14 protein-coding genes are annotated in these 14,049 nt (G+C 48.1%); all 14 read left to right on the top strand.

The annotated features are described in order from the left end of the window. Position 1 precedes the first annotated feature (1 nt). Positions 2–1,381: a GHMP family kinase ATP-binding protein gene (locus CRO57_RS09145; protein WP_097152946.1), complete on the top strand. Its 1,380-nt coding sequence runs from the start codon at positions 2–4 to the stop codon at positions 1,379–1,381. A gap of 1 nt (position 1,382) precedes the next feature. Beyond that, positions 1,383–3,275, top strand: a complete 1,893-nt coding sequence (locus tag CRO57_RS09150; protein ID WP_097152947.1) for an N-acetylneuraminate synthase family protein — start codon at positions 1,383–1,385, stop codon at positions 3,273–3,275. Between the two features lie 134 nt (positions 3,276–3,409). After that, positions 3,410–3,994, top strand: coding sequence for a D-sedoheptulose-7-phosphate isomerase (locus CRO57_RS09155; RefSeq protein WP_097152948.1), 585 nt, complete (start codon positions 3,410–3,412; stop codon positions 3,992–3,994). Further along, the gene (locus CRO57_RS09160; RefSeq protein WP_097152949.1) at positions 3,994–4,734 is read left to right on the top strand and encodes an acylneuraminate cytidylyltransferase family protein; all 741 of its coding nucleotides are present in this window, start codon (positions 3,994–3,996) and stop codon (positions 4,732–4,734) included. Before CRO57_RS09155 ends, CRO57_RS09160 begins: the two co-directional genes overlap by 1 nt. Beyond that, on the top strand, positions 4,734–6,113 hold the full coding sequence (locus CRO57_RS09165; protein ID WP_097152950.1) for an aspartate aminotransferase family protein: 1,380 nt from the start codon (positions 4,734–4,736) through the stop codon (positions 6,111–6,113). Before CRO57_RS09160 ends, CRO57_RS09165 begins: the two co-directional genes overlap by 1 nt. Next, positions 6,110–6,547: a VOC family protein gene (locus tag CRO57_RS09170; protein ID WP_097152951.1), complete on the top strand. Its 438-nt coding sequence runs from the start codon at positions 6,110–6,112 to the stop codon at positions 6,545–6,547. Before CRO57_RS09165 ends, CRO57_RS09170 begins: the two co-directional genes overlap by 4 nt. Then, positions 6,544–7,203, top strand: a complete 660-nt coding sequence (locus CRO57_RS09175) for a methyltransferase (RefSeq protein WP_097152952.1) — start codon at positions 6,544–6,546, stop codon at positions 7,201–7,203. Before CRO57_RS09170 ends, CRO57_RS09175 begins: the two co-directional genes overlap by 4 nt. A 3-nt stretch (positions 7,204–7,206) precedes the next feature. Further along, positions 7,207–8,181 (top strand): class I SAM-dependent methyltransferase, encoded by a 975-nt coding sequence (locus tag CRO57_RS09180; RefSeq protein WP_097152953.1) that lies wholly within the window; start codon positions 7,207–7,209, stop codon positions 8,179–8,181. A gap of 41 nt (positions 8,182–8,222) precedes the next feature. Further along, positions 8,223–9,008 carry a sugar phosphate isomerase/epimerase family protein gene (locus tag CRO57_RS09185; protein ID WP_244580041.1) on the top strand — a complete coding sequence of 262 codons (786 nt, stop codon included), beginning with the start codon at positions 8,223–8,225 and terminating at the stop codon, positions 9,006–9,008. A 17-nt stretch (positions 9,009–9,025) separates the two neighbouring features. Beyond that, on the top strand, positions 9,026–9,784 hold the full coding sequence (locus CRO57_RS09190) for an SDR family NAD(P)-dependent oxidoreductase (RefSeq protein ID WP_097152955.1): 759 nt from the start codon (positions 9,026–9,028) through the stop codon (positions 9,782–9,784). Between the two features lie 25 nt (positions 9,785–9,809). Beyond that, on the top strand, positions 9,810–10,643 hold the full coding sequence (locus CRO57_RS09195) for an SDR family oxidoreductase (protein ID WP_097153312.1): 834 nt from the start codon (positions 9,810–9,812) through the stop codon (positions 10,641–10,643). A 132-nt stretch (positions 10,644–10,775) separates the two neighbouring features. Next, positions 10,776–12,692, top strand: a complete 1,917-nt coding sequence (locus CRO57_RS09200; RefSeq protein ID WP_097152956.1) for a tetratricopeptide repeat protein — start codon at positions 10,776–10,778, stop codon at positions 12,690–12,692. Positions 12,693–12,888: 196 nt separating this feature from the next. Beyond that, entirely contained in the window at positions 12,889–13,284 is a 396-nt protein-coding gene (locus CRO57_RS09205) for a hypothetical protein (protein ID WP_097152957.1), read from the top strand. 313 nt (positions 13,285–13,597) lie between these two features. Continuing rightward, the coding region (locus CRO57_RS09210; protein WP_483189145.1) for a flagellin N-terminal helical domain-containing protein at positions 13,598–14,049 on the top strand (452 nt) is incomplete at its 3' end.

The following is a 14,049-nucleotide window of genomic DNA, read 5'->3' on the forward strand; positions in this document are numbered from 1 at the left end:
AGTGACACTTGAAAAATACCAGATCAATCAAAAGGCAACCTTGAGAGAAACGCTTCGCAAGATTGAAGCCAATCACGAAGGCTGCATCTTGGTGACTGACGACACAGAGCGCGTTGTCGCAATTGCTACCGATGGCGATATTCGGCGAAAATTACTAGAAGACATGTCTCTGGACGATCCGATCATGCAATGTGCCAACAGCGATTTCATGGCGGCAGACAGCAAGACCCCTCGCGAACTTTTACTCAAGCAATTGGATCAGAAAATTCGTCTTATTCCTGTACTGGATGAAAACGGTAGGCTGGTACAGGTTGTTACCAAGAAACAAATGCCGATCCAGATTGAGGAACCCGTCTATGCCCGTGCCCGCGCTCCGGTACGCATCAGTTTTGGTGGAGGCGGCTCGGACCTCACGCATTTCTTCTCCGACCACAAAGGCGCGGTGATCAACAGCACCATCTCATCCTATTGCCACGCCACTTTGCGCAAGCGCACCGATTTAAAGGTGATCATCTCCTCTTTGGATCTGAATGAAGCATTGGAAGCAGATAGCTTGCAGGACGCATTTGCTCATTCAGGCAAGTTCGATCTGATCCTCGCTCTTTTGCGCACCATTCAACCTGCCTTTGGGTTCGAGCTGTTCATCAACAGCGATTTCCCACTCAAATCTGGACTGGGAGGATCTTCCGCTGTCTCAGCTTCCATTCTTGGGTGCTTCAATCAATTCCGACAGGATCGCTGGGATCGACATGAACTGGCTGAACTGGCTTTCCAAGCAGAACGATTGTATCTGGATATCGCAGGCGGATGGCAGGACCAGTATGCCACAGTGTTTGGGGGCTTCAATTTCATGGAATTCGGGATGGATCAAACCGTGGTCAATCCCCTGCGCATCAGCAACGACATTCTCCTCGAGCTGGAAGAAAGCTTGATACTATGCAACACTGGAATTGCTCATGAATCCGGCGAAATCCATAATGATCAGCGCAAAACAATGCTCAATGCCGAAATCCGTGCATTGGTCAGTCGCTCTGTACAAATAACCTACCAATTACGCAATGATCTCTTGCGTGGTCGCCTACTGCAATTTGGTCAATGTCTACATGAATTGTGGGAAATCAAACGTCAGCTGAGTGGAAAAATCAGTAATGACGAACTGGATAATATCTATCAGGCCGCCCTTGATCTTGGCGCTATTGGAGGCAAGATTTTGGGAGCAGGTGGTGGTGGTTTCTTCCTTTTCTATGTGCCGCCGTTTAAGAAACATCGCCTGATGACTGGTCTTCAGAAAATGGGCCTCACATCGCTGCCTTTCAGATTTGAGGCAGAAGGCCTCCATGCCTGGACCATCCGGGAACGCAAGCAATCATTGGAAAATTAGAATGGCCTTACAGATTGGCAACTTTACCATCGGCGAAGGCCGAGCCTTTATCATTGCCGAAATCGGCAACAACCATAATGGTTCCTATGATCTTGCTATCGAACTGATAGATCAAGCTATTCAGGCGGGGGCAGATTGCGTCAAGTTCCAAATGCGCCACCTTGCTCAAGTCTATCGCGAGCGCAGCTTGAACAAAGCTGGGGAGGACCTTGGCTCGGAATATATCGTTGATTTACTGCAAAGATTTGAGCTGAGCAAAGAGGAACATCGGAAACTGAAGGTCTATTGTGATAGCAAAGACATCCTCTATCTCTGCACGCCATGGGATTCAGACAGCCTCGCCATTTTGGAAGACATGCAGGTTGAGGCTTATAAGGTTGCTTCTGCAGACCTCACCAATGTTCCTTTGCTGGAGGAACTGGCAAAAACCGGCAAGCCGTTAATTCTATCGACCGGCATGAGCAAGACCGAGGAAGTCGAGCACACTGTAGCCTTTCTAAACGAAAGAAAGACGGCATTTGCCCTTCTTCATTGCAATAGCACCTATCCCGCTCCGTTCCATGATATCAATCTTCGCTGGATGGATGGCCTTCGCAAAATCCACCCTGTCATCGGATATTCCGGTCATGAACGCGGCATAGCAGTCTCCATAGGCGCAGCAACCTTGGGAGCCGCTATCATAGAGCGGCATTTTACTGCTGATCGAGAGATGGAGGGCCCAGACCACGCGGCCTCTCTTGAAATGCCAGAATTCAAACAAATGGTCGATGGCATCCGACAGGTAGAGGAAGCTTTAGGCACCGGAGCAGAACGCACACTCTCCCAAGGGGAAATGATCAACCGCGAAAATCTGGCAAAAAGTCTGGTAGCTGCTTACCCCATTAAAAAAGGTATTGAGATCACTGCCGAGCACATAAAGGTAAGAAGCCCGGGGCAAGGCCTCGCACCCCATTTTTATGATGAATTGATTGGCAAGACTGCCAAGCGCGATATGGAATTTGAAGATTTCTTCTATCCTGCCGATTTGTCTGAAAATGCACTGGAACCACGTGATTACGACTTTGAACGCCCTTGGGGTGTCCCTGTTCGTTATCACGATTATGCTAGTTTTGCCGAACGAATTTCTCCAGACTTTTATGAGTTCCATCTATCCTATTCAGACATGGATCTGAAACTGGAGGACTATCTGCAAGGACAATATGACTGCGATTTTGTCGTTCATGCGCCCGAGCTATTTGCAGAAAGTCGTTTGATGGATTTGGCGACACCAGATGAAAACGAGCGTCAGAAGTCAATTTTCGAAACTCAACGGGTAATTGATATCACTCGTACATTGAAAGCCTATTTCCCAAAAACCAAACGACCGATGATTGTAGCCAATATTGGCGGCTTCACCATGGACGCTCCCCTGCCTGATGACGAGATATCAGGTTATTACGAGCGCTTTGCCAAAAGCCTGAATGAGCTGGACCGCAAGGGAGTTGAGCTCATTCCGCAAACCATGGCCCCATTCCCTTGGCATTTTGGCGGTCAACGCTATCAAAATCTCTTCGTCAAGATTGAAGAGATCCTACACTATTGCAAGCTGCTTGATCTACGCATGTGTTTCGACATCTCTCATTCGGCCTTGACCTGCAACCATCTGGGTCTTGATTTCTACGACTTTGCTGAAAAGATTGCTCCGATATCAGCCCATCTTCACCTTGGTGATGCAGAAGGACTGAATGGTGAAGGCCTGCAAATTGAAGATGGCAATCTCGATTTTGCTCGGTTGGGAAAAATTTTGAACAAGGGATGTCCAAACGCTCCATTCATTCCCGAGATCTGGCAAGGCCATAAAGGTCGGGGTGAAGGCTTCTGGATTGCGTTGGAACGACTTGAAGGCAAACTCTGATACTGGCTCCCACATCAAGCAAGCGAGAGCTACTCATTCCATCAACAAGCAAAAGTGCAGCGATTCCACAGCGCCCCACCATAGTCTAGTATGCCCTTACTAACTTTGATTCTGGCAATGAATTTGGATTCGCTGTGCTTTCAAAAATTAAGAATGAGATAGAAGCATCCATTGATGCCAAGAGGAAATCTCTTGAAGATGAAAAGCTGTTGAACCAGCTGGCCTTTATCGCAGAAAAGAGTGTGAACTGCCTGCGATCAGGCGGCAAGATCATCTTGGCAGGAAATGGCGGCAGTTTTGCCGATGCCCAGCATTTGGCTGCAGAATTTGTCTGTCGATTTCGCAAAGACCGAAAGCCATTACCCTCGCTTGTATTGGGGGCTAACGCTTCCCTCGCAACAGCTATTTCCAATGACTATAGCTATGACAGGATCTTTGGCCGTGAGCTGGAAGGCATGGCGCAAAAGGACGATCTTTTCATTGCCATTTCAACCAGCGGCAACAGCAACAATATCATTGACGCAGTCCGCACAGCGCGTGCATTGGGCATTGAAACCTACGCTCTGACCGGTGGCACCGGTGGTAACCTGCCCTCTCTTTGCCAATGTCTGATCGCTCCTTCAGACGTCACGGCACGGATCCAGGAATGTCACATTCTATATGGGCATATCATTTGCGACATTGTTGAAGAAACTCTATTTCCCGAAAGCCCCGAATAATGAGTAAAATCATAGCACTGATACCAGCACGGGGTGGCTCCAAGGGAGTTCCGGACAAAAATATCAGACGACTGGCGGGGCGTACACTCCTGGAATGGTCTATCGCCGCCTGCTTGAAGTCCAAACACATTGAACGCACGATTGTTACAACAGATTCCGAGCATTATAGAGATCTTGCTCTCTCTCTTGGTGCCGAAGCACCATTCCTGAGACCTGATGAGATTTCTCAAGATCACTCGCAGGACATCGAGTTCGTGCTCCATGCTCTTGATTGGTTCAAGGAAAATGAAACCGAACCGGATCTCATTGTGCAAATCAGACCAACCACCCCCATGCGGAACCCTGCCCTGATCGACGCTGCCATTGAAGCCTTCCAATCAGCACTTCCCAATAATGCGACCTCATTGCGTTCCGTCCATGAAATGTCCGAGTCTGCCTACAAGACATTCGAAATCAATGACGATGGCATCCTTGCTTGTGTTGGATCGGGCAGCACGGCTCTGGACAGTGCCAATCGTGCACGTCAACAATGTCCGACCACCTATTTTCCCAACGGCTATGTAGACGTGCTCTCAACTGAGTTCATTCGCCGCACTGGCCTGCTCAATGGCAATCAAGTCTTGCCATTTCTTACTCCAGTCTCATTGGAAGTCGATAGTGAAGATGATTTCCAGCACATCGAGTATCGCGTCAGCCGCGAACCTGAACTTCTAAATATCCTGTTTGATGAGGCTAATTGATGGCGAGCCATATCTTCTCCCGCGCCCCCCAGCCGGTTCAGCCAATCGAAACCAAGCACCGGTCGATCAAAACATCCATTCCCTGCCCTGGCACTGCAGATATTCTGACCCGGTTGGATGCCACCGAAAGCCGGTCCATGCATGGCCAGCTACCGTTGGTTTGGGATCGAGCAAACAACTATAATGTCTATGACGCAGCCGGCAACAAATGGATCGATTTCACATCCTGCATCTTTGTGGCCAATGTCGGCCATTCCAATCCGCACCTTTCCAGTTCAATCGCAGCAACGCTCGATCGCCCGCTTTATAGTTGCTATGCCTATGGCAATGAAATTCGTGCAACCTATCTCGAAAAGCTTCTGGAATTTGCTGGCAAGCCATTTGAAAAAGCATTTCTTCTGTCTGCGGGTACCGAGGCCACCGAAGCAGCATTGAAGCTCATTCGCATGCATGGACAGAAGGTCGGCAAGCGGCGCGGTGGAATTGTCACCATCCAGAATAACTGGCACGGCCGCACCATGGGTGCGCAGATGCTAAGCTCCAATGAGGGACAGAAAAGCTGGATAGGCAATCTGGATTCAGACATCCATCACATTCCTTTCCCTTATCCCTGGGACACCAATGATAAAACCGGTCTGGACGTGTTGGACAAGGGTCTCACGCAGCTGAAGGAAAATGGCGTTGATCTCAGCCAGGATATTGCCGGTTTCATGCTGGAAACTTTCCAAGGCTGGGGTGCTGTTTTCTACCCGAAAGAATATGTGCAGGCCATCAAGGATATCTGCGATAAGTATGATATCCTTTTGGCTTTCGATGAAATGCAGGCAGGTTTTGCCCGCTGTGGCAAAGCCTTCGGATATGAGCATTATGAGGTTGAGCCTGACCTGATCTGCGTTGGCAAGGGTATGGGGGGCGGAGTACCTATCTCAGGTGTGCTAGGTCGCAAACATATCATGGACCTTCCAGACATTGGCAACATGAGCAGCACACACTCAGCCAATCCTATGTGCTGTGCAGCAGGTCTTGCTGTTCTGGAGGAGATCCAATCCAAGGATCTGGTGGAAGAATCCCGGCGCAAGGGTGATTTGCTTTTTGCCGAGTTGAAGAAACTTGAAGCCCGTTTCCCGCACCGAATGGGACCTTCTCTTGGCCGTGGCCTCTTGGCAGCTATTTTCCTTTACAAACCCAATACGAGAGAAGCTGACGGACCATTTGGTAGCAGGGTTTGCGAGCTTGCCATGCAAAAAGGTCTACTGATGGTTCACACAGGGCGGGAATCCATCAAACTTGGCCCGCCACTGACCATTCCTGATGACGCCATCATTGAAGCCATGGAAATTCTGGGCGACTGCATCGCAGAAGTGGATGCAATGCCATGATCACCAATTTTCGTCATATCGGCCTTGTTGTACAGGATCTGGAAGCCAGCTTGCATTTCTGGTGTGATATCATGGGCTTCACAGTCTCTCGCCGTATGGATGAGGCAGGCCCACATATTGATGCAATCATGGAGCTTGAAGACGTCAAAGTTACGACCGTCAAGCTTGCCGCTCCCGATGGCAATCTGATTGAGCTGCTAAAATTCACATCTCATCCGGACAAGCCCGCCTGGACGGGAGGCCCGACCTCCACCGGTCTGACGCATATGGCCTTTACAGTGGATGATCTGAATGCGACCTGCGCCAAGTTGAAAGAACATGGTGTGCGCATGCATTGTGACATTCAGACATCACCGGACGGCATGGCAAAGCTTGTCTATTGCACAGGTCCAGAAGGCCTTGTTCTCGAACTGGTTGAAATGGCAGCCCCATGACACAACAAGTGATTGATTGGCAAACAACACAAGATGATGATTATTTAGAGCTTTGCATTGAGCGCTTATCCGGCGCCCCGCTCTATTGGGTCGAGCAATTCATTGACATCATCAATCAGAAAACAGCCTCATCACAGCAAGCACCAGTTTCTCTCAACGACATTGGCTGCTGCACAGGTGCATTTAATGTTGGCATTCGTGATCAGGCCAACAAGGAAATTGATTATCAGGGGTACGATATTTCCAGCATCTATCTGGAAGTTGCCAAACAGCATTTTCCAGAAAGCCACTTCGACTTGCTGGATATTGCAAAATCACAACCACGAGACACAGACATCAGTGTGATGTCGGGCACTCTGGAGCATATCGATGAATGGCAGACTGCGATCAAACATATATGCCAATCGACCAAGCGCTTTGTGCTGATGAGAACCTTTCTCGGCACAACCCATGAAATGGCATACTATTACAAGCCAGGAGCTGAGAGCCCCTACCCTATTTACCAATTCACTTTTCAGCAACTTCACGAAGAAGCTGACAAGAACGGTTTCTCAATCGAAGTCATGCGCGATAAAGCAACAGACTCCATTCCCAAATATCTCGGATGCAGCATTACACGCACCCAGTATGTTTGCCTTCTGACGGCGCGAGGCTAAGTCATGCTCAAATACGACAAGATAAATGGTCTGACCAAAGCTTGCCCGAGATGCGGAAAAATCTCAGATCGCGTCCTCACTGCAAAGCTTCGCCGCGGAGAAGGCATTGTCTATCATTGTCCATCATGTGATATGGGATATCTCGACAGCAAGCCGTTTGATGTTAAGGCATTTTACGAGACCGAATATCGCAAGAATGTCTCGCATAAGTCTGATAGTGCATCGACCCATGCTCAGGAAATGTTCGATATCTACAGCCGTTTCCAGAAGCAACGGCTCAACCATATCCTTCCGCATATCACGAGCGAGACTGAGTTCCTGGAATTGGGCGCATCTGCTGGTCAGTTTCTCACCCATTTGCAGGGCAAGTGCAAAAGGCTTTGCGCAATTGAACTTGACCGAGATTGTTGCAATTTCATGGCGGAAAATTTCAACTTTGAAATCAGCTCAGATTTTTTTACTGAGAGCAAATTTGCCGATCAGCAATTTGATATTGTCGGATCATTTCAGGTTCTCGAACACACGACTGATCCTGTTTCATTCCTAAAGGATGTCCATAGCGCACTAAAGCCCGGTGGCAGAGCCTTTATCGAAGTCCCAAATCTTTATGATCCTCTGCTGACTACATGGAACGTACCAAGCTATAACCAGTTCTATTATCATGCAGAGCATCTATTCTATTTTTCTGAAAAATCACTGCGAGAAGCAGCATCTGCCGCAGGTTTTCAAAAAGATCAGATGACGGTCAGATTCACTCAAGACTATAACCTGCTCAACCATCTGCATTGGATCATGAATGACGGGCCACAGGGAACTTGTGAAATCGGACTTTCCGATATCCAGCTTCAAGGTCACAATCCGCAATTGACATCATGGCTCAATGAACAACTATCTTCCCTCAATGAAGCTTATCTTCAAAAGCTGGCAGATAGTGGGCAAACCTCCAACATCCTGATCGAATTGGTGAAAGAGACATGATCGGCTTCATACAAGGGCGATTGGTCCCTCAGGTCAATGGAATGATACAAGCCTTTCCTTGGGATGATTGGAAAGAAGAATACCGTCTGGCCGATAGCATCGACATGCGCATCATGGAATGGACGTTGGATCAATCTGACCTCTATGACAATCCGTTGATGACCCAAGATGGTCAGAAAACCATTCGAGAGCTATGCGACAAATACCGCATCAGCATCCCCAATCTGACGGGTGATTGCTTCATGCAGGCTCCGTTCTGGAAAGCCGAAACTACGCAACAAAAAGACAGCCTACTGAAGGACTTTGAAGCAGTTAGCATTGCCTGTAGCAAAGTAGGCATTCGCAACATCGTTGTCCCATTGGTCGATAACGGCAGCCTTGACAGCCCGGAGCAGCAAGATTGCCTGATCGCGGAACTATTGAAACGCTCAGAGATGTTCAAGCAATTGAATGTCACCATTCTCTTTGAAAGTGATTTCAAACCGGGTGATTTGGCTCAATTCATCAAAAAGCTGCCGGTTCCGACCTTTGGCATCAATTATGACAGCGGCAACAGCGCAGCACTTGGATTTGATGTCGAAGAAGAATGGGCTGCTTATAGCGATAGAATTATCAATCTGCACATCAAAGATCGAGAATATCAGGGAACAACAGTTCCTCTTGGAACTGGTGCAACCAACTTCTCCGCCCTTTTTTCCTGCATGAAAAATGCCCGCTATGAAGGATACATAATCCTGCAAACCGCTCGGGCAACAGATGGCAACCATCTTGGTGCCATCCAATCCTACAGAGATTTTGTCTCTCAAGGATTGGATCTAAAGGCCTGAAACACGGGAACGACACCATGACTGACCTTAGTCGCAAAACAGCATTGATTACAGGCTCTTCCAAAGGTATTGGACTGGCGATTGCCAAAGCCTTGTATGAAGCCGGAAGCCATGTCGTTCTCAACGGTCGTGACGAAGCAGCGCTTTTAAAAGCCAAACAAGCATTCGATGACACCCGTTGCAGCATTGCCGTGGGCAATGTTTCCGACCCACATGAAGCTGCAAAGGTAGCCCAGAGAGCCTGCGATACCGGTGGCTCACTTGATATTCTGGTTTGCAATGTAGGATCCGGCGCATCCGTACCGCCAGGAAATGAGACTGCTGCTGAATGGCAGAGGGTGTTCGCCACCAATCTTTGGAGCACGACCAATATGGTGGAGGCCTGCAAAGACAAGCTCGGTGAAACATCAGGCACCATTATCTGCATATCGTCCATTTGCGGCACGGAAGTCATCCCCGGGGCTCCGGTTATTTATTCCGCAGCAAAAGCTGCCCTCAATGCCTATGTCAAAGGCATTGCTCGCCCACTGGGCACCAAAGGCATTCGTATCAATGCGATAGCCCCTGGGAACATATTGTTTGAGACCTCTGTCTGGCAGCGAAAGCTTGATGGGAATCCGGAAGCTGTTCAAGATATGCTCAACAAAGAGGTTGCGCTGTCACGCCTCGGCAAGCCTGAGGAGATAGCAGATCTGGCGCTTTGGCTGGCATCAGACAACGCATCCTTTGCCAGTGGCCAGATATGGACACTGGATGGTGGTCAGACAAGAAGCTAAACATAAGGTATGAGAGATGGCCAAGATGGCTAAAAGTGTAAGAGACAGTTTCGACCTTGATGGTCGTGTGGCCATAATCACTGGCGGTGCCGGTTTGCTAGGCCAAAAACACGCTGAAGCAGTAGCCGAACTTGGTGGCATCCCCTGCTTGCTAGATCTTGATGCCGAGCGCACAGCCGAGGCCGCCAACCGTCTCAGCCAAATCTATAAGTGCCAATCATTCGGAGCGGCCTTGGATATTACCAAACCAGAGGCAATTGATGCCATCCGGACCCAGATACTGGATCAATTCGGACGGGTTGATATCCTGATCAACAATGCAGCCAACAACCCAAAGATGGAAAATACCGATGGCGCAAACTGGTCTCGCTTCGAAGAACTCCCCCTACAGATCTGGAATGAAGATATTTCCGTAGGCCTCACCGGAGCTATGCTCTGCTCCCGGATTTTTGGCTCGCACATGGCTGAAAATGACGGGGGTGTTATTCTCAATATTGCATCCGATCTCGGCATCATTGCCCCGGATCAGCGCATATATCGCAATGAAGGTGAAACCGCCGACACCCAAAATGTCAAACCGGTCACCTATTCAGTGGTCAAGGCCGGTCTGATTGGGCTCACCAAATATCTTGCCACCTATTGGCCAGACAAAGGAGTGCGCGCGAATGCCCTTGCTCCTGGTGGGATCTATAACGGTCAGGACGATGCTTTTGTCAGCCGGCTCACAAACCTGATCCCAATGGGTAGGATGGCAGACAAGGATGAATATAAAGCGTCAGTTGCATTCATGATTTCCGATGCGTCCAGCTACATGAATGGTGCCACGCTTTCCATCGATGGAGGGCGCACCGTTTGGTAAAGCAAACTGGGAAGGCACCGAATTTCAATTGATCCTGCTTTCTTCCTCTTGTTAGACTCCGATAACTGATTTGCCCTGCGAATCAAACTGATTCACAGCGTTTCGGACACTTACATTTGAGGCAAAATCGTCATGCAGGCTCTTACTGTCGACCGCTTGAAAAAGGCTCAGAAATATCTGGAAACAGGGAAAGCTGCCCGCGCTGAAACCATTTGTCGAAAACTGCTCAAGGACAAGCAGGGCTATGTGGAAATACGTTTGACACTTTCCCGAGCCCTTCTCGCACAAAACAAGGCCGAACCTGCGGCTCGATTTCTCAGCGAAGCAGCAAGTGCACAACAGGATAATCCTGCCTTGCAAGCAGCGACTGGTGATTTGGCGCTTAAATTGAAAAATTTCGGCCTGGCCATTAATCTGTTTCAAAATGCAGTCAGTCAAAACCCTGATAATCCTGACTATTGGTATCGCCTCAGCGACAGTCTGTTTCAGGGTGCAAGTGCTTCAAAAAAAACAGATTCCGATATTTCAATCTCCCTGCAGGAAGAAGCAGTGGATGATGATTTGACCCTGTATGATGATGCCATCGCCATCAGCACCAAGGCGATCGAGCTTTTTCCGGAAAATGTCCCTCTTCTGCGCCTGACAGGACAGATACTGGAAGCAGCACAAATCAATGATGCCGCACTTCTGTGTTATGAAAAATGCTTGCCATTGGAACCTTTTGACCCGGTTGCCCATTATCAATGGCTGGAATTCAAGCGCAAGAGCCGTGCATATCAAGAAATTGTCGACTATGCAAAAGCCTACCAAGACAAATTCTCCGGGGACGCGATTTGCAATCGGATCGCATCAGACGCCTATGCTCAACTAGGTCATTACAAAGATGCATTGCACCATATGGATCAGGCTCTGAAAGCAGCACCCAACCATGATGGCTATATCTGCACCAAAGGCCACTGCCATTACCGTCTGGGAGAATTTGAAAAAGCAATTGAATGTTACGATGCTGCCTTGAAAATCAAACCGGACAATCCGTTTCCAAAATGGATGAGTTGTCTGTCATATTGGAAATTGGGCGATCTTCCTTCCGCCTATAAAGGCAACCCTTTCAGATTCGAAGCAAGCGGGATCTGCACTAAATTCAACCTCAAAAGCCCATTATGGCAAGGCGAAGAGCTTGAAAGCAAAAAACTTTATCTCTGGTCTGATCAGGGTATCGGTGATGTCTTCAAAACGGCCAGCATGATCCGGGAGATCAAGCATCACAACAATATCATCATGGCCGTCCAGAAAAAATGCATCCCCCTGATGGAGGCCCTCTATCCGGATATGGAAATCAGAGCCTTGCCTGACAAACTTCCATCAGTCTCGATAATCGGCAATAAATACGGCTCATATCAAATCAACTCGAATGAGTTTCCAAAAATAGAGGAAGACTTTGACACCCAGATCTCTCTGGGTACTCTTCCTGAAATCTTGAGACCAGATATCGCAGCTTTTGAAGGCACGGACAAAATTCTGCAAATACCAGAACAATATATAGAACCGTTTCGGAAACTGGATATTCTGAAAACACCAAACACAACAAAAGTAGGGTTGGCTTGGTCGAGTAAGATTTTTGGTGATCCGGAAGCCTATGGATATCTCGATCTGGAAGACTTGCTATCGATCCTACGGTTGCCGGGATTTGAATTTTATAACTTCCAATATACAGCCAAGGAAGAAGAGATAAAGGAATTCCGCGAAAAACATGATGTACCACTATATCATGCACCGGGACTTGATCTGATGGATGATATGCTTGGCACAGCCGCATTTAATACTTGCATGGATCTGTTTGTTGGTCCTGGCTCTACCAGCTCCGATATCGCTGGATCGGTTGGTATAAAATGTTTCCGTTATGCTTGTTGTCATTATCAGGACAATTTGGGTCAGTCATATGTACCTTGGTTTGAAGATCAGAAATTCACCGACATCCCATGGGGCAAGAAAGCACAGGACTATCTCCCTGACATCGAAGAATGGCTGCACATCAATAAAGTACATTAGAATAACATAAGCGAGAAAACACTCGTTGCCGGAATGTATTTTCGAACGTCAATCTTTAATACAGTATAGGCCGTCTCAAGAAATATATTTAACTTCTCGGAAAGGACATCTTGGTCGAAAAAAACTTGGAAATGACAAATGAAGAAAAGTCATGTAGTCTAGACACAAGAATTACCTTGTACTCTTGAGGCTTCATATGGATTTGTCAGTCCAAAAAATGCAGCCGCCAGCTTCAGTTCAAGGCAAGTCGGCGGCAAAGAGAACTTCCAGATCCGGTGCGGTGACCGAGGAAGATGCGGTCGAATCTGCGGAACGCGACCAGAAAGTCCGTTTCACACATGGCAATACGGGCTATGAAACAATCGATCCGGACCAACAGGATAACCAGGAAAAAGACGCCAGAAAACAAAAGCGACAACTCGGACAACAGCAGCTTTTGTCTGGCGAAGATCTGTCAGAGCTGAACAGCTCCATGGAAACAGCTCAGATTGCTGAAAAATCAGCGGATGGACTCATGAAGATACGAGCCTATCAATCCGCACCAGCACCTGCAGTCTCTGATGACGAACCCCATTTCGATAGAAATATATAGAAAATCTGAGCCCGCGCAGTTGGAACATACACACTCAGACAAAGTTTGAGTGTCAGAGTTGCGCAAAACTATAGTAAGAAATCACTTAACAAATCCGACAAAGCAAGAAAAATCCAATCAGATTGGCGCACTTCAGGACAGTCTTGACCTCCGCCAGAAATAATTTGGACATTCTTAACCATCAAAAATTACAACACATTAACCCTGACATCTGTTAACCATATAATTTTACTAATGTTTTTCAATTGGAGATCATTCTGACCCCAGACCAAGGACGGTCACGAGTACAAAAACCAGAAAGGTTATGGGGATTATGTCAGGAATTACTCTTTCAGCAGGTGTACGTGAGAACCTGCTCTCATTGCAAAACACCGCAAGCTTGATGTCACAGACTGCAAACCGTCTGTCCACCGGCAAGAAGGTCAACTCTGCACTGGACAATCCAAACAATTTCTTCACGTCACAAGGTCTCAGCACACGGGCAAATGAGCTGGGCAACCTTTTGGACAATATCGGCAATGCAACCAAAACTCTGGAAGCAGCCGACAATGGTATCAAAGCCATCACCAAGCTGGTTGAAAGTGCACAATCCACTGTTCGTCAGGCCCAGCAGGCCAACAGCAGTTCCAAGGGCACGCACATTCAGTCAGGCGCCGGCATCGATACAACTGGTGTGACCGGCACAAGCACCAAAGATCGTGCTGAAAAGCAGAGCCTTGATAATCTGGGCTTCTCCGCTGGTACCAACTCCAATCTGGTGATTAC

The sequence above is a fragment of the Cohaesibacter gelatinilyticus genome (assembly GCF_900215605.1).
GTDB lineage: Bacteria > Pseudomonadota > Alphaproteobacteria > Rhizobiales > Cohaesibacteraceae > Cohaesibacter > Cohaesibacter gelatinilyticus.

Excerpts from the sequence above, each read along its gene's own strand:
- CRO57_RS09195 (WP_097153312.1), top strand. The coding sequence starts at position 9,810 with ATGGCTAAAAGTGTAAGAGACAGTTTCGACCTTGATGGTCGTGTGGCC.
- CRO57_RS09165 (WP_097152950.1), top strand. The coding sequence starts at position 4,734 with ATGGCGAGCCATATCTTCTCCCGCGCCCCCCAGCCGGTTCAGCCAATC.
- CRO57_RS09200 (WP_097152956.1), top strand. The coding sequence starts at position 10,776 with ATGCAGGCTCTTACTGTCGACCGCTTGAAAAAGGCTCAGAAATATCTG.
- CRO57_RS09150 (WP_097152947.1), top strand. The coding sequence starts at position 1,383 with ATGGCCTTACAGATTGGCAACTTTACCATCGGCGAAGGCCGAGCCTTT.
- CRO57_RS09175 (WP_097152952.1), top strand. The coding sequence starts at position 6,544 with ATGACACAACAAGTGATTGATTGGCAAACAACACAAGATGATGATTAT.
- CRO57_RS09170 (WP_097152951.1), top strand. The coding sequence starts at position 6,110 with ATGATCACCAATTTTCGTCATATCGGCCTTGTTGTACAGGATCTGGAA.
- CRO57_RS09180 (WP_097152953.1), top strand. The coding sequence starts at position 7,207 with ATGCTCAAATACGACAAGATAAATGGTCTGACCAAAGCTTGCCCGAGA.
- CRO57_RS09190 (WP_097152955.1), top strand. The coding sequence starts at position 9,026 with ATGACTGACCTTAGTCGCAAAACAGCATTGATTACAGGCTCTTCCAAA.
- CRO57_RS09185 (WP_244580041.1), top strand. The coding sequence starts at position 8,223 with ATGATACAAGCCTTTCCTTGGGATGATTGGAAAGAAGAATACCGTCTG.
- CRO57_RS09160 (WP_097152949.1), top strand. The coding sequence starts at position 3,994 with ATGAGTAAAATCATAGCACTGATACCAGCACGGGGTGGCTCCAAGGGA.
- CRO57_RS09205 (WP_097152957.1), top strand. The coding sequence starts at position 12,889 with ATGGATTTGTCAGTCCAAAAAATGCAGCCGCCAGCTTCAGTTCAAGGC.